The following is a 15,451-nucleotide window of genomic DNA, read 5'->3' on the forward strand; positions in this document are numbered from 1 at the left end:
TGCCCGGAGGCAGGGCGTCAACGCGGAATATCGACGTAATCGAGCTGTTGCATCGCGCGCATGAGATCGCCCTCGAAGCGCGGCGGTGCGGGCTGCGTTTTCAGCGCCCAGGCCATCACATCGACATCGTCTTCTTCCAGCAGGGCTTCGAACCAGGCGAGCTCTTCCTCACCCCAATTGGCATGATAGCGATCGAAGAAACCGCCGATCATGTAATCGGCCTCGCGCGTGCCGCGGTGCCAGGCGCGGAATTTCGCGCGCTGCTTGCGGCCTTCGAAAGTGAGCAGATCGGGCATGGGGGGGCGACTATCCTGCACGCCATCCCAGCGCAAGCTGGGATCTCTTTCCACAAGCACCAAGCGGATCGTGGGAGATCCCGGCTTTTGCTGGGATGACGATAGTGCTTATGGAAGGGCCATGCGCCCCGATATTCTCAATCCGCTGTTTGCCGAGACGGAAACGCTCGAGGGCGTTGGGCCGAAAATGAAAAAACCGCTCGACCGGCTCGGCCTGACGCGGGTGCGCGATCTCGACTATCACCTTCCCGAACGTTTCGTCACGCGCCGGGCGGTAGAGGATGTCGACGAGGCGGGCGAGGGCGAGCAGATCGTGGTCAGGCTGACCGTCACGGAGCATCGCGGCGGTCGGTCCCCACGCGCGCCCTATCGCGTGCTGGCACAGGACAGCGTGGGCAATGTCCTCGCGCTGACTTATTTCGGCCGTGCTTCCTATACGGCAAAGAAACAGTTGCCGGTGGGCGAAACGCGCTGGGTGGCGGGCAAGCTGGAAAGGTTCGGCGACATGCTCCAGATCGTCCATCCCGACCATGTGGTCGAGGAAGGCGGCGAGACACTCCAGCGGCTGTGTGAGCCTGTCTACCGCCTGTCCGAGGGACTGACCCAGCCCAAAATCGCAGGGCTGGTGGAACAGGCGCTGGCGCGTACGCCCGAACTGCCCGAATGGATCGAGCCCTCGCAGCTCGACAAGGAGGGATGGCCCACCTGGCGCGATGCGCTCGTGCTGACGCATAAGGGGGAAAATACATCCGCGCGCGACCGGCTGGCTTATGACGAATTGCTCGCCAACAGCCTGGCGCTGATGCTGGTGCGGGCAGACAATCGCAAGCGCAAGGGGCAGCCCTTGCGGGGCGATGGCAGCTATCGCGGCAGGCTCGAGCTGCCATTTCCGCTGACCGGCGCGCAAAGGCGTTCGATCGCCGAGATCGAGGGCGACATGGCGCAGGAAGCCCCGATGCTGCGGCTGCTGCAAGGCGATGTCGGCGCCGGCAAAACGGTGGTCGCGCTCGAAGCCATGCTGATCGCTGTCGAGGCCGGGGCGCAGGCGGCCATGTTGGCGCCGACCGAAATTCTGGCACGCCAGCACTTCGACAGCGTGCGCCGAATGGCCGAACCCACCGGCGCACGGGTCGCGCTGCTGACTGGCCGGGACAAGGGCAAAGCGCGCGAGGCCACGCTGATGGGCCTGCTCGATGGCAGTATCGACATCGTCGTCGGCACACATGCGATTTTTCAGGACAAGGTCGCTTACAAGAACCTTGCCATGGTGGTGATCGACGAACAGCACCGTTTTGGTGTCGGCCAGCGGCTGATGTTGGCGAGCAAGGGCAAGCGCGCGCCGCATGTGCTTGCAATGACCGCGACGCCGATCCCGCGCACTCTCACGTTGGCGCAATATGGCGAATTGGACGTGAGCAAGCTCGACGAATTGCCTCCCGGCAGGCAGTCGATAGACACGGTGGTGATGGGCCAGGCCAAGATCGGCGCTTTGGTCGAGCGACTGGCCGCCCAAATCTCGGAGGGCCGTCAGGCCTATTGGGTCTGCCCGATGGTGCGGGAAATGGACGGGCCGGACGATATCGCCGCCGCCGAAGCGCGCTATGCAGCGCTGAGGGAGCGGTTCGGCGAGGATGTGGTCATGGTTCATGGCCAGCTAGCACCCGAAATCAAGGATGCGGCGATGGAGCGCTTTGCCCGCGGCGAGGCGAAGCTTCTGGTGGCGACCACGGTGATCGAAGTCGGGGTCGACGTACCCAATGCGACGCTGATGGTAATCGAACAGGCCGAGCGTTTCGGTCTGGCGCAATTGCACCAGCTACGCGGCCGTGTGGGGCGGGGGAGCGAGAAGAGCTTTTGCGTCCTTCTGCACGGCGAAACCTTGTCGGAAACCGCGCAGAAGCGCCTGGCCCTGATGCGCGAAAGCCAGGATGGCTTCTATCTGGCCGAAGAGGATTTGCGCCTGCGCGGTGGAGGTGAGTTGCTCGGGACGCGGCAGTCCGGTGACACGCCGTTCAGCGTCGCGAGCCTGGAGCAGATCACCGATTTGCTGCCGAAGGCCTATGACGATGCGCGCCTGCTGATGGAACGCGATGGCGGGCTGGAAGGCAAGCGAGGCGAGGCGGCGCGGGTGCTGCTCTATCTGTTCGAGCGGGATTTCGGGGTGAAAACGCTGCGGGGGGGCTAGAAACCCAGCGCGTCGAGATCGCGCTCTGCCGCTGCACGATAGCTGTCGCCGAACAGGCGGACGTGGACCAACCACATCCACAGGCGATAGATCGGCAGGCGGTCCTGCCACCCCGGCTCCAGCGCAAGCCCATCGAAGAACGCAGCGGGCGGATTGTCGAAAACGGTGAGCGCGGCCACATCGACCTCGCGGTCGCCGTAATAGGCACAAGGGTCGATCAGCCATGCCCTGGTGCCGTTCCAGACGACATTGCCGCCCCACAGATCGCCATGGAGCAGGCTGATGTCCGGCCCTTCGGGGATCAGGCCCGCCAAGCGCGATGCCAGCGCTTCGACCCTGCGAGCAAGCGACACGTCGAGCGCTGCGATTTGGCACAGCAAGCGGTTCTCACGCCAGAATTCGACCCAGTTGGCACGGCGCGCGTTACGAACGATGATATCACGAAATCCGTAGTCCTCATGCCAACCGAAACTCTTGTTCTGCGCGGCGCCCCGCAACGGGACAAGGGCATGGGCTAGAGAGCGCCAGGCCGCATCATCGAACCGCTGCGAGGCTCCCACATCCTGCATGACCAGCCAGCCTTGCATCGTGCCCAGCACCGCGGGAACGGGCGCGCCAAGCTGTGCCATGGCCTGAAGCATCGCCGCTTCCCTGTCGGTCAGTGGGCCGTGCTTGGCCACGACGCTGGGGCCATCTGCCAGCGTTACTCTAGACGCTCCCGAAATATCGCCCCCTGCGAGGGGCTGGGTCGCAGCGACCTGCGTCCCGCAGATACGCTCTACGGCGTCCTCAAGCCGTTTCATCGAGCAGTACCGCGAGCAAGGCGCGGGCACCGGCATCGACTTCGTGCCATGTCGTCGCAAAGCCTTCCGGTCCGCCATACCAGGGATCGGCCACTTCGCGCCCCTCCTGGCCCGCCACGAGGTCGAGTAGCATCGCGATCCGGGCCTTGCCGTCGCCCGGATCGATGCGAGCGATGTCGGTCATGTTCGATCGGTCCATGCCGAGAATGAAATCGAACTCGTGAAAATCGCGCGCGCCCAATTGTCGCCCGCGATATCCGGTTATGTCGATCCCGCGACGCTCGGCCTCCTGGATGCTGCGCGGGTCGGGAGGCTCGCCGACATGGTAGTCGGCGGTCCCGGCACTCTCGACTTCGGCGTCCAGCCCGGCTTCGTCCGCGGCCTTCTTGAAGGCCGCTTCGGCAAGTGGAGACCGGCAGATATTGCCGAGGCAGACGAACAATATGCGATGTTTTGCCATGGAGCGCGCTTAGGCCGCCCATATCACGAGGCGCAAGGGTCAGGCTGCGACACGGACCTGGTTTCGTCCTCCGGTTTTCGCGTCGTAAAGGGCCGAATCCGCGCGGGCCAGAAGGTGGTCGACATCGTCATCGCGACAGAGCTCGGTGATCCCGATACTGGCCGTGAACGATATGATCGCGTCGTTCCGGACGATCGGCGAACCGGCAATGGCTTCACGCAGACGCTCGCAAACGGTGCGGGCGGTCTGAAGGTCGGTGCGTGGGAGGAGGACACCGTATTCTTCGCCTCCGATCCGGCCGACAAAATCGTGCTTGCGCAGCGCGGCGATCGCCCTCTGGCCGACCTCCTTGATAACCTCATCGCCAACCGGATGGCCGAATCGATCGTTGATGCGCTTGAAGTGATCGATATCGAAAACAGCCAGACTGAGCTTGCGCTCGGGGTCGCCTAGCGATTGTCTGATATGCTGAGAGGCGGCCTCCATGAAAGCTCGACGGTTGGGCAGGGACGTCAGCGGATCGGTCGATGCAAAGTGCTTGAGCTGCTTTCGCGCAGCATACTCGGCATCGAGTGCTCTTCGCACATAGATGGTTGCGAGGATCGATAGCACGAGCAGGCCAAGGCCAGCGATGGCCAGAAGGTATTGGTAGCGCTCATTGGCTATGGCGCTTTGTCGCGCGATCGCGGTCTGGGTGTCCAATGCTGCGCGTTCGGCGCCCTCGATCGCGTCGAGAGTGCGCAGTATGGCTTCTATCGCATCGCGGTCACTCCCGCTGCGCATGGTGGCCAACGCATTGCCCGACTCGCCTTTTCCCATGCTGTCGATCATCGACCCGCTGACCGCGTCCAGATGCGCAAGATGTATAGCGAGCGCTTCAACACGCGCTTGTTGCTCGCTATCGCTTCCGACTAGTTCAGCGAGCTGGACCTGTGCCGTCTCGGCCTCTTGCCTGCCAAGGGCATGCGGTTCGAGAAAAAGGGGGGTCCCTGTGAGGAGATATCCCCGTCCACCGCGAATCTGCTGCAGTGCTGCGGCCCGCAATCTACCGGTCGCCAACAGGACCTCGATGGTATTGTATTGTCGTTCGTCGGCAGCGGCACGCTCTATCGAGGATCGCCACGCACTCCAGCTCGTGCCTGCGAGAAGCAAAGCGAGAAGGACGACGCAGCCGATGAGAAAGAAACCGCGCCAGCCCGATTTAGGAGTACGCGAAACGATCTGCTTTACGATCCACATTGTAGCCGCGCCTCGTACATAGATACCCTATGCCACAACCGGGGTTAATCGCCCCATAACTCCATGCTCATCACACAGAAGCCGGAATTTCCGGGGCAGGAGCCCGGCTATCGGTTGCGTCGGCCATCGATCAGGGCCGAGACAACACCCGGGTCGGCAAGAGTTGAGGTGTCGCCCAGCGAGCCGAATTCGTTTTCGGCAATTTTTCGCAGGATCCGGCGCATGATTTTTCCGCTGCGGGTCTTGGGAAGGGCGGGGGTGAAGTGCAGGTGGTCGGGGGTTGCGATCGGGCCGATTTCCTTGCGCACATGGGCGCGCAGTTCCGCGGTCAGTTCCTCGCTTTCTTCGACACCCGCATTGAGCGTAACGTAGCAATAGATTCCCTGGCCCTTGATGTCGTGCGGGTAGCCGACGACCGCAGCCTCCGACACTTCGGGATGTAGCACCAGCGCGCTTTCCACCTCGGCGGTGCCCATGCGGTGGCCCGACACATTGATCACGTCATCGACGCGCCCGGTGATCCAGTAATAGCCGTCTTCGTCCCGGCGGCAGCCGTCTCCGGTGAAATACTTGCCCTTGTAGGTGCTGAAATATGTCTGCACGAACCGCTCGTGGTCGCCATAGACCGTCCGGGCCTGGCCGGGCCAACTGCGGGTGATGCACAGATTGCCCGAGGTCGCCCCGTCGAGCACCTCGCCCTCATTATCGACCAATTGCGGACAGACCCCGAAAAACGGGCGGCCCGCGCTGCCTGGCTTCATATCGTGTGCGCCGGGAAGGGTGGTAATCATGCAGCCGCCGGTTTCCGTCTGCCACCAGGTGTCGATGACCGGGCGTTCGCCTTTGCCGACGGTCTCGTGATACCAGCGCCATGCCTCCGGGTTGATCGGTTCGCCGACGCTGCCGAGCAGGCGCAATGCGGAAAGATCATGTTTCAGCACGTGGCTATCACCTTCGCGCATCAAAGCGCGGATCGCGGTCGGGGCGGTGTAGAAGATGTTGACCTTGTGCTTTTCGCATATCGCCCAGAAGCGGTCGTGGTCTGGATAGGTTGGAACGCCTTCGAACATCACCGCTGTCGCCCCGTTTAGCAACGGACCGTACACGATGTAGCTGTGACCGGTGACCCAGCCTATATCCGCCGTACACCAGAACACTTCGCCCTCGCGATAGTCGAAGATGTAGCGGAAGGTGGTTTCGGTCCAAACGGCATAGCCGCCTGTTGTGTGAAGTACGCCCTTCGGTTTCCCGGTCGAGCCCGAAGTGTAGAGGATGAACAGCGGATCTTCCGCGTTCATCGGCTCGCACGGGCATTCGGCAGGGCCGTCTGCCGACAGTTCGTGATACCAGTGATCGCGGCCCTCGGTCATCGAAACATCGCCGCCAGTGTGACGCAGCACGAGGACTGCCTTCACCGTTACCTTTTCCAGCGCCGCGTCGACATTGGCCTTTAGGGGGATATGCTTGCCGCCGCGCAGCCCTTCATCGGCAGTGACGATCCAGTCGCTTTCGCAATCTTCCACCCGGCCCGCGATCGCCTCGGGGCTGAACCCGCCGAATATGACCGAATGGATCGCGCCGATCCGCGCGCAGGCGAGCATGGCATAGGCGCCTTCGGGCACCATCGGCATGTAGATCGTGACCCGGTCGCCCTTTGCGACGCCCATCGCCTTGAGCGTATTGGCCATGCGAATGATTTCGGCCTGCAATTCGGCATAAGTGATACGGCGGACTCCGCCATCGGGTGCATCGGATTCGAAAATCAGCGCGAGCCGATCACCATGGCCCGCATCGACATGACGATCGACCGCGTTGTGGCAAATGTTGAGGGCGCCGTCCTCGAACCATTTGATCGCCACCGGATCAAAGGACCAGTTGGCGATCTTCGTCGGCTGAGCGAACCAGTCGAGACGTTCGGCCTGGCCGGCCCAGAATGCGTCCGTGTCTTCGACGCTGCGCGCATAGAGAGACTGATAATCCCCGAGCGTGCAATTTGTCCCTTCAATCGCTGCGGCGGGCCGCTTGACCCATTCCGCACGCTCACCTGCCTCGGCCATTCCATCTCTCCTCTTCCACCCTCATCTCTAGGCAATCGCCGCGAAGGTGCAATCGCCTAGCTCGCTCTCGCATTGCCGAGGATCACCCGTTAAGAGGCGGAGCGATGCCTATTTCCCGATATTGGATGGCCGGTACCGGCCTTGCGCTGGCCATGGTGACACCGCTTGCGGCCGAGGATGGTGGACAGGTGATCGTCGTCACTGGCGAAGGTCTGGGCGAAACACCGGCCGCGCCTGCTTACGACACACGGACGATCGACCGCGAGACGCTTCTGTCGGTGCCTTCGGGACGGATCGAGGATGCCCTGTCGTCAATTGCCGGATTCCAGCAGTTCCGCCGCTCGGACAGCCGTTCGGCCAATGCCTCGGCTCAGGGCGCTACGCTGCGTGCGTTAGGCGGTAATGCGACCAGCCGCGCCCTGGTGCTTCTCGATGGCGTGCCGATGAGCGATCCCTTTTTCGGTTACATCCCGTTCAGCGCGCTCGCGCCGGAGCGGTTGGGACAGATCCGTGTCACGCGGGGTGGCGGTTCCGGGCCGTTCGGCGCCGGGGCGCTGGCCGGGACGATCGAACTGGAAAGCGCCGGGATCGATGTTCTGGAAGGCGTTGCCGGGCACGTCCTTGCCAATGATCGCGGAGAGACCGAAGTCTCGACCACTGCCGCAGCACGGCTGGGTAGCGGTTTTCTCGTCGCATCGGGCCGATGGGATCGCGGGCAGGGGTTCTTCTCAACTCCCGGGGCAGATCGCGTTCCTTTCTCCGCGCGGGCGGCCTTCGATGGCTGGTCGGCGCAGATACGCGGAGTGGCGCCGCTGGCAGACGATATCGAACTCCAGTTTCGCGGGCTCGCCTATCGCGATGAACGGACGCTCCGCTTCGAAGGTGCGGACAGCACTATCGAAGGGCAGGATGCCAGCCTGCGCCTGGTCGGGCGCGGCGCGTGGCAGTTCGATGCCATTGCCTATATCCAGGCGCGCAACTTCACCAATCGGATCATCTCCTCCACGCGCTTCGTGCCGGTCCTCGACCAGCGGAACACCCCGGCCACGGGCCTTGGCGGCAAGCTCGAACTGCGCCCACCGGTTGGCGACGCGCATGTCTTGCGGCTGGGTGTCGATTATCGCCGGTCGGATGGGGAATTGTACGAGAATGCGATCAGCGCCTTTACCGGCGCGGTCCGCGCTCGGCGAAATGCCGGCGGCACCAACACCGATCTCGGCCTGTTCGTGGAGAATGACTGGACGATCGGCTCGCTCGTCCTGACCGCGGGCGCCAGGCTCGACCGCTGGACCATCCGTGACGGATTCTTCGACGAGCGCGATGGTGACGGGTTTTCGCTTGTATCGCGTGCCTATTCCGACCGGGCCGGGTGGGATGCCTCGTTCAGGGGCGGTGCCTTTCTTCGGGCCAGCGATGCGATAGCTCTGCGCGCGGCGGCCTATTCGGGCTTGCGCTTGCCGACGCTGAACGAACTCTACCGGCCATTCGTCGTCTTCCCAATCGTGACCGAGGCCAATGCGGCCCTTGAAAACGAACGGCTCGAGGGGGTCGAGGCCGGTGTCGATCTGACCCCGGCCGACGGGGTGGCGATCGCGCTCACCGCCTTCGACAATCGCGTGAAGAACGCTATCGCCAATGTCACCATCGGTACGAATTTGCGCCAGCGCCGCAATATCGATGCGATCCATGCGCGCGGGATCGAGCTTTCCGCGTCGGCGACGTTCGGGCGTTTCGATGCGATAGCGTCCGCGGCCTGGACCGATGCGGAATCGCAAGGGTCCGGCTTTGCCGCTGCCCTCGACGGAAACCGTCCGTCGCAGACGCCCCGCTTCGTTGGCGAGACCACCTTGTCTTACCGACCGGCCGAGAACTGGGTGTTTTCCATGAGCTTGCGCCATGTCGGCGCGCAGTCCGAGGACGATCTGGAAACCGATATTCTACCCGCCGCAACGACGCTCGATGCTTTCGCGCGCGTTCCGATCTCGGACGGGATATCCCTCGTTTTTCGCGGCGAGAATCTGACTGGCGAAACGATCGTCACGCGCAATCAGGGCGGTTCGATCGACTTGGGCGTTCCGCGAACCGTGTGGGGCGGGGTGCGGTTCGGGTTCTAGAGCGCTCAGGTCTCCTCATCGACCGCATTTGCGACCGATTTCAGATCGTCGCCAAGCCCGCGAACAGTGTTGCATCCGCCGAGGATAAGCGTTGCCGTGAGAAGTGCGGCGATGGTTGCGCGTCGCATCGACTGGTTTCCGTCCCTTACTTCGAACGCCGCGGACTTGCGACGCGCGCGCCATCGCGCATGGATGCTTGCTGTACGATGAAGGGGAGCTGGACGTCCGACAATGCTGTTGGAGATGGCACGCATGTGCGGCGTTGCAATATGGCTCGTGTCTTGGCCTGCACTTCCAGCCCCGCATGGCGAGATTGCGAGCCGCAGTAAATATTCAACGTGTATTGAATATACGATCGGCTGCCCTATATCCCCTCCTCCAAGGAGCGATAGATGGCGCAGCGACGCGGCCGCGGGCGGCCTCGACAAACCGAACAGGACACGAGTCAGGCCTTGTCCAGGGCGGCGCTGCTGCGCTTTGCCGCGCAAGGGTATGAGGCCACGTCGCTGCGCGAAATCGCAGCCGACGCGAATGTCGATGTCGCGCTTATTTCCTATCGATTCGGCGGTAAGGCGGGTTTGTGGAAATCGATCGTGTCGGACGCTGCCTCCGACTTGCGGGATGCCCTTGCCCATGCGCTTTCGAATGCCGAGGCGGAGACGGATGCCGAACGTCTGCGATATTCGATGAAAGCGTTCCTTGCCTACCTTCTGGCGCGCCCCGAAGTACCACGTCTGCTGTTGCGCGATATCACTGTCGATACCGATAGATCCCGGTGGCTTCTCGACGAATTGACGACGCCGCTCCATCGGCATTTCTTCGAGCTGGCGCAATCCGCGGCAGGCAGCGTTGCAAACCCGCCTTCGCATATGCAGTTCCGGATCGCCAATTTCATCTATTCGGCGGCCAGCACGGTCGCGCGGCGCGAACGGCTGGCCAGGCTTGTCGAAAGCCTGGCGGACGATGCGGCATTCGAAGAGGCGCTGGTGACGACCCTGATCGACGGAGTATTGCCGGGTGACTGACCGCCACTCCCTTGTCGATGACGTGGACGGCTATCGCTTCAAGCCGCACGAGTTACCGATCCTCCCTGGATCACCGGCCAACCCGGATCATCCCCCGGGGCGGCGCGCGGCCTATCTTGGGATCGGCATCCTGCTGGGCCTGATCGGAGGCGCGCAGAACGGTTTTCTGATCGCCAATTCGCCCGCCTTGCGAGCCGGTTTCGCGCTGACTCCGGTCGAGGAGGGGTGGCTGACCGTTGCCTTCTATTCGACCTATGCCTGTATGAGCATGCTGCTGTTTCGCGTCCGGCAGGAGTTTGGCGTTCAGCCCTTCGTTCGCTGGGCCATGGCGGGATTGGTGGCCGCCAACTTCGTCCAGATGATGGGCCTGGCTATTACCCGGAGCTTGCCGCACGGGCAGTCGCGGGGATCGCCGCGAGCGGGTTGTCCGCGCTGTCGGTCTACTATTTGATGCAAGGGTTGCCACCTGCCTTGCGGGTCGGTGGCCTGATTATCTCGCTGGGGCTCATCCAATTCGCTTTCCCGTTGACGCGGGCCATATCCCCCGCGCTTCTCGTGGATGGCGATATGGATCACGTCTTCCAGTTCCAGTTCGCGATGTCCCTGCTGGGATTCGGCCTGGTCTACTGGCTGCGTTTGCCACCCGGCCTGCGCAAAGGCACTTTCGAAAAACTCGATATACCCAGTATCGCCTTGTTCATGCTGGGGGTGGGGGCACTGTGCGCATTCCTCGTTCAGGGACGTATCCAGTGGTGGGACACGCCGTGGCTCGGCTATGCTCTCGTGGCAGCGATCATCGGCCTCGGCGGGTGTTTTCTTATCGAGGCCAACCGCAAAAGCCCGATGCTGGATCTGAGCTGGTTGTCGAGCCGCGCCATTCTGGGTCTTGCAGCGATCGGCGCGACGGTCCGCATTCTCGTCGCCGAACAGGGCTTCGGGGCAAGCGGCCTGTTCGCCGCGTTGGGCTATGGCAATGAGCAGTTGACGGGATATTTCTGGATACTCGCCGGTGCGACGTTCGGCGGCGTGGTCCTTTCCGTCGTCCGGCTCGACCCCAAGGATCTCACGCGGCCGGTTCTCTTTGCCGTGGCGGTGATCTGTGTGGCTGCATTCGCCGATACGCGAACCGGTGTGATGACGCGCCCGCAGGATTTGTATGCCACCCAGGCGGCCATCGCATTCGCTGCGGTTTTCGCCATGGGTCCGATCATGATGGAAGGTATGCTTCGTGCGCTGGCGGCGGGGCAAAGCTATGTGATCAGCTTCATCGCCGTCTTTTCGCTCTCGCAATCGATCGGAGGGCTTGCGGGGATCTCGCTGCTGTCCGCTTTCCATACCATCAGGTTGAAAACGCATCTCATCGATGCCGGAAGCACATTGACACTTGGCAATTCAAAGTTCGCGGAGGCTCTGTCGAATGCTGTACAGCGGGTCGCTCCCGCGCAGGCAGACCCCGCGCTGCAACAGCAAGCGGCAGCGTCAAATATCTCGCAGCAGGTTGGGCGCGAGGCCGCCGTGCTCGCATTCAACGATGTCTTCTTTCTCATCGGCATGCTGGCCGCGGCGACCTTCGCGGTTCTGGCCATGCCCTGGCTCATCAACAAGATTCGCGGGCACAATCCGCTCGCCAAGGAACTGGCCTTTCTCGAGGCCATGCTTGCAAGGACAAGGAAATGACGAATTCCGCTCTTCCGCCTGCGGCAGACGCCGAGGTGAACGAGGACGAACCCCTTGAAGCGCAAACCGACAAGGGCTGGTCTCCCAATGCGTCGCGGCGCCGGATAGGCGTTGCGGTCCTGTTTATTCTGGCCGGTATCCTCGCAGCGCTCTTTGCCTGGAATCTCCCCCCCTTTGCGGGTGGCGATGAAACCACGAACAATGCCTATGTCCGTGGCCGGACGACAGTGGTCAGTCCGCAGGTCGCGGGATATCTCGTCGACGTGCCGGTCACCGATTTCCAACGCGTTGAGAAAGGCGACCTGTTGGCCCGGATCGACGACACGCCGTTCCGGGAAAAAGTGCAGCAAGGTGCGGCCAATACTGCCGCGCAGAAGGCTTCGCTGGCAAACAGCGACCAGAGCCTGCGGTCGGCCCAGGCCCAAGTCGAGTTGCAGGACGCCGCAGTGGCGAGTGCCCAAGCCGCCTTGAAAAGGGCGCAGGCGGACATGAACCGTATTGCCGAACTGGTCGGTGAGGGTTCGGTATCCCTGCGTGAGCGCGATCAGGCACGGGCCGCTCTCCAGCAGGCGCAAGCGGCTGTTCGGCAGGCACGGGCGCAGCGCGCCATCGCGCTCGAGAATGTGCGATCGGTGAATGTGGGCCGACGCGCGCTGGAAGCGCAGGTCGCCGGTGCCCAGGCCGCCAAGGGGCTCGCCGAGTTCGAACTTTCGCGCACCGAAATCCGTGCATCGCGTCCGGGCCGGCTAAGCGAAGTGACTGCCCGCGTGGGCCAGTTGGTGACCGCCGGTACGCAGCTCATGTACATCGTCCCGGACGAATTGTGGGTGGTGGCGAATTTCAAGGAAACGCAGACTGCGGACATGGCTGTGGGGCAACGTGCCACACTCGAAGTGGATGCGCTTGGCGGGCTCGAACTCACCGGGCGCGTTCAAAGCATCGCTCCGGCGGCAAGCAGCGAGTTCAGCCTGGTGAAACCGGACACTGGCGCAGGCAATTTCGTGAAGGTTCCGCAGCGCATAGCCGTACGCATCGTTATCGATGGCGGTCAGGAGGAGGCGGCGCGACTTGGCCCTGGGATGTCTGTCATCGCAACCGTTCACACAAAGGATTGACCGTGATCCGCCGAGCCAGTCTTTATCTTGCAACCTCTGCACTGTTCCTGTCCGCTTGCGCCCCGACGCTGCAGGATGCGCCACCAGGCACGGCAGTTGTTACCCCCGCCGATTGGCGCACGTCGCTGGGCGTGGCCGTGCCTGTCGAAACCCATTGGTGGGAAAGCTTCGGGGACCCCCAGCTCTCCAGACTTGTCGAGCAAGCACGCCGCAACAATCCCGATGTGCAGCTCGCCGCAGCTAGGGTGGAGGAAGCCCGCGCTACCGAACGCGGCTCGCGCGGTTTGCTTCTGCCTGCGCTGGGCGTGGGGGTCGACGGCGGTATTCGGCGCGAGGTTTCGCCGTTCGGGCGAGCGCAGGAATCGGTAGCCGTGCAACCGGCGTTTCGCGCATCCTACGAAGTCGATTTATTCGGCAAGAACGCCGCGCGTATCGATGCGGCGGAGGCGGGTGTGGCTGCGAGTGTCGCTGGCGCCGAAGCCGCGCGCCTATCGGTGACAGCAGCCGCAGCCAGCGGCTACATCACCTTGCTCGCACTCGACGCTCGTCTGGCGGTGCTCGAACAGACTCTCGACGCTCGTGGCCAGGCACGCAAATTTGCGCGCGACCGGGCCGAAGTCGGCTACACCTCGCAACTCGAATTGCGACAGGCCGAGGCCGAATACCAGGCGACGGCGCAACTGGTTCCCCAGCTCAAAGCGCAGATCGCGCGGCAGGAAAACGCCCTTGCAGTGCTGACCGGCCGGTTGCCGGGTGAAATCGAGCGCGGCGGGACTTTCAACGATTTGCGCGCGCCCGCACCTCCGGCAGCTCTTCCATCCGAGCTCTTGCGGCGTCGGCCCGACATTGCCGCTGCGGAATATCGGATCGTGGCCGCGGATGCGAATATGCGCGCGGCCCGAGCCGATTTCCTGCCGTCGATCGATCTCGGTGCCCAAGCAGGCGTCGCCCTGTCGGATCTGCTCGCCAACCCCATCGGCATCTGGTCACTCGGCGGCAGTATCCTGGCGCCGATCTTTCAAGGCGGGCGGCTCGAAGCTCAACTCGAAGGCGCCACCGCGCAGCGCGACCAAGCGGCATGGGCCTATCGTTCGACCGTGCTCAATGCCTTGCGGGAAGTGGAGGACCGCATGGCGGTACTGGCGCATCTCGGTGAACAGGAAACCGCCCTTCAGGCCCAGCGCGCGGCGGTTGCCGATGCGCTACGCCATGCCCGCAATCGGTATCGAGCGGGCTACACACCCTATATCGAGCAGGTCGATGCCCAGCGTGCCTTGCTGGGCGTGGAGCTCTCGCTCGTCCAGACGAGGGCGGACGAACTCACCACGCTTGTCGGGCTGTATCAGGCAGTCGGCGGCGCGCCTGGCTAAGCAGGACCGGCGTGCCGTTTCTCGGCGCAGCAGGAAATCCGGTGGACAATTGACGCCTGCGGGGCAGGGACCTAGCATTTTGCGATGCCAGGACGAGCTTCCATCGGTGAGGGTGAGCATCGCGATCCGGCGGATGGCGCATCCGCCATCGATCCCGATCTGTCGCCCTGCGAATATTTCGGCATGATGCGGGTGCGGCTGGCGGAAATCGAGGACGAGACCTGCGCCTTGTCGAGCAGGCCGCTCTTGCTCGGTGCGACCAATCTCGTTGGCGAACGTATTCGCGATGCGGCCAGCCTCGCCGATGCCATGCGCCTTTCCGCGCAGACTTACAATCTCCTCCACGGCGGGAGCTACAATCGTATCGAACGACAGGGCAACCGCATCCTCTACCGGATGGACGATGCCGAATTTCCCTTCACCTTCGCTGGCGGCCCTTCGACCCGCGCGACGGTGATGGAGGGGGTCCTGATCTTCGTTCACACATTGCTGGAGATGTGGGCAGGACGCGAGCTGACCTCGCATCTGCGCGCGGTACACAGTCGCCGGTCCCGGCGCGGAGGCGATGCCATGCTGGGCTACTGGTCGGTGCCCGTCCGATTGGGAGCGCCAGCCTATATGCTTGAATACGCCGGAACGGCAGGCGATCTCGCCCCTGGCTCTACGGCTCAGACGCTCGATTCAATCGACGTCTATGATCGCATCCTGACCTCTCTGGCTCGCTCGGATGGAGCGGATGCACACCAGCCGGGCGACTTGGTCTCAAGAGTTCGCAGCAAGCTTGAAAGCGGGCTGGACGATCAGGGCCAGGTCGCAAGAGCACTCGGCATGAGCGTGGCCTCCCTGCGCCGAAAGCTATCCGAGACCGGCCATGGTTTCCGCCAGCTCCGGGCCGAGATGCTCGATCGCCGCGCGAGGCGCCTGCTGGGGGCGGGGCGCTCGCCGGAAGCGGTCGCCGACCTGCTCGGTTTTGCCGACGCGCGCAGTTTTGCGCGGGCCTTCAAGCAATGGACCGGAACGACCCCCGCGCGCTTTGCCGCCGATACTTTGAGCGAAAATGTCCTCTCTGATTGCGCGAGCGCGTCCTCGACACCGTAGCCGGCTTCCGCG

General features: G+C 63.2%; 14 protein-coding genes. 8 read left to right on the plus strand and 6 right to left on the minus strand.

Annotated features, from left to right (window positions below; all coding sequences use genetic code 11):
* Positions 1-17: 17 nt before the first annotated feature.
* Positions 18-296 (minus strand): FAD assembly factor SdhE, encoded by a 279-nt coding sequence (locus DVR09_RS08775; RefSeq protein ID WP_115416593.1) that lies wholly within the window; start codon positions 294-296, stop codon positions 18-20.
* Between the two features lie 121 nt (positions 297-417).
* Between DVR09_RS08775 and recG the strand changes: the two genes are divergently transcribed.
* The gene (recG, locus tag DVR09_RS08780) at positions 418-2,481 is read left to right on the plus strand and encodes an ATP-dependent DNA helicase RecG (protein ID WP_115416594.1); all 2,064 of its coding nucleotides are present in this window, start codon (positions 418-420) and stop codon (positions 2,479-2,481) included.
* On the opposite strand, the gene DVR09_RS08785 is transcribed toward recG, so the two are convergent.
* The 4 genes from DVR09_RS08785 to acs form a co-directional block, all read right to left on the minus strand.
* The gene (locus DVR09_RS08785) at positions 2,478-3,284 is read right to left on the minus strand and encodes a fructosamine kinase family protein (protein ID WP_115416595.1); all 807 of its coding nucleotides are present in this window, start codon (positions 3,282-3,284) and stop codon (positions 2,478-2,480) included. The two genes, recG and DVR09_RS08785, sit on opposite strands and share 4 nt — an antisense overlap.
* Positions 3,271-3,744: a low molecular weight protein-tyrosine-phosphatase gene (locus DVR09_RS08790; protein WP_115416596.1), complete on the minus strand. Its 474-nt coding sequence runs from the start codon at positions 3,742-3,744 to the stop codon at positions 3,271-3,273. The genes DVR09_RS08785 and DVR09_RS08790 overlap by 14 nt, the downstream gene beginning before the upstream one ends.
* 39 nt (positions 3,745-3,783) lie before the next feature.
* A complete protein-coding gene (locus DVR09_RS08795; protein ID WP_115416597.1) occupies positions 3,784-4,983 on the minus strand; it encodes a sensor domain-containing diguanylate cyclase in 1,200 nt (399 codons plus the stop codon).
* Positions 4,984-5,090: 107 nt separating this feature from the next.
* A complete protein-coding gene (gene acs, locus DVR09_RS08800) occupies positions 5,091-7,040 on the minus strand; it encodes an acetate--CoA ligase (protein ID WP_115416598.1) in 1,950 nt (649 codons plus the stop codon).
* Positions 7,041-7,144: 104 nt separating this feature from the next.
* Between acs and DVR09_RS08805 the strand changes: the two genes are divergently transcribed.
* On the plus strand, positions 7,145-9,154 hold the full coding sequence (locus tag DVR09_RS08805; protein WP_115416599.1) for a TonB-dependent receptor plug domain-containing protein: 2,010 nt from the start codon (positions 7,145-7,147) through the stop codon (positions 9,152-9,154).
* 5 nt (positions 9,155-9,159) lie between these two features.
* Here the strand turns inward: DVR09_RS08805 and DVR09_RS17790 are convergent, their stop codons facing one another.
* The gene (locus tag DVR09_RS17790) at positions 9,160-9,282 is read right to left on the minus strand and encodes a hypothetical protein (protein ID WP_255703634.1); all 123 of its coding nucleotides are present in this window, start codon (positions 9,280-9,282) and stop codon (positions 9,160-9,162) included.
* Positions 9,283-9,546: 264 nt separating this feature from the next.
* Here DVR09_RS17790 and DVR09_RS08810 point away from each other — a divergent pair, with 264 nt between their 5' ends.
* The 6 genes from DVR09_RS08810 (at position 9,547) to DVR09_RS08830 (ending at position 15,439) form a co-directional block, all read left to right on the plus strand.
* A complete protein-coding gene (locus tag DVR09_RS08810) occupies positions 9,547-10,179 on the plus strand; it encodes a TetR/AcrR family transcriptional regulator (RefSeq protein ID WP_115416600.1) in 633 nt (210 codons plus the stop codon).
* Positions 10,172-10,630 carry a hypothetical protein gene (locus DVR09_RS17605; RefSeq protein ID WP_234041382.1) on the plus strand — a complete coding sequence of 153 codons (459 nt, stop codon included), beginning with the start codon at positions 10,172-10,174 and terminating at the stop codon, positions 10,628-10,630. The genes DVR09_RS08810 and DVR09_RS17605 overlap by 8 nt, the downstream gene beginning before the upstream one ends.
* A gap of 116 nt (positions 10,631-10,746) precedes the next feature.
* A complete protein-coding gene (locus DVR09_RS08815) occupies positions 10,747-11,856 on the plus strand; it encodes a hypothetical protein (RefSeq protein WP_234041383.1) in 1,110 nt (369 codons plus the stop codon).
* Entirely contained in the window at positions 11,853-12,971 is a 1,119-nt protein-coding gene (locus DVR09_RS08820) for an HlyD family secretion protein (protein ID WP_115416601.1), read from the plus strand. Before DVR09_RS08815 ends, DVR09_RS08820 begins: the two co-directional genes overlap by 4 nt.
* A gap of 2 nt (positions 12,972-12,973) precedes the next feature.
* Positions 12,974-14,341, plus strand: a complete 1,368-nt coding sequence (locus tag DVR09_RS08825; RefSeq protein WP_174223736.1) for an efflux transporter outer membrane subunit — start codon at positions 12,974-12,976, stop codon at positions 14,339-14,341.
* An 84-nt stretch (positions 14,342-14,425) separates the two neighbouring features.
* On the plus strand, positions 14,426-15,439 hold the full coding sequence (locus DVR09_RS08830; RefSeq protein WP_115416602.1) for a helix-turn-helix domain-containing protein: 1,014 nt from the start codon (positions 14,426-14,428) through the stop codon (positions 15,437-15,439).
* The last annotated feature ends 12 nt before the right edge of the window (positions 15,440-15,451 follow it).

It is taken from the genome of Erythrobacter aureus, assembly GCF_003355455.1.
In the GTDB taxonomy this organism is placed as follows: Bacteria; Pseudomonadota; Alphaproteobacteria; order Sphingomonadales; family Sphingomonadaceae; genus Qipengyuania; species Qipengyuania aurea.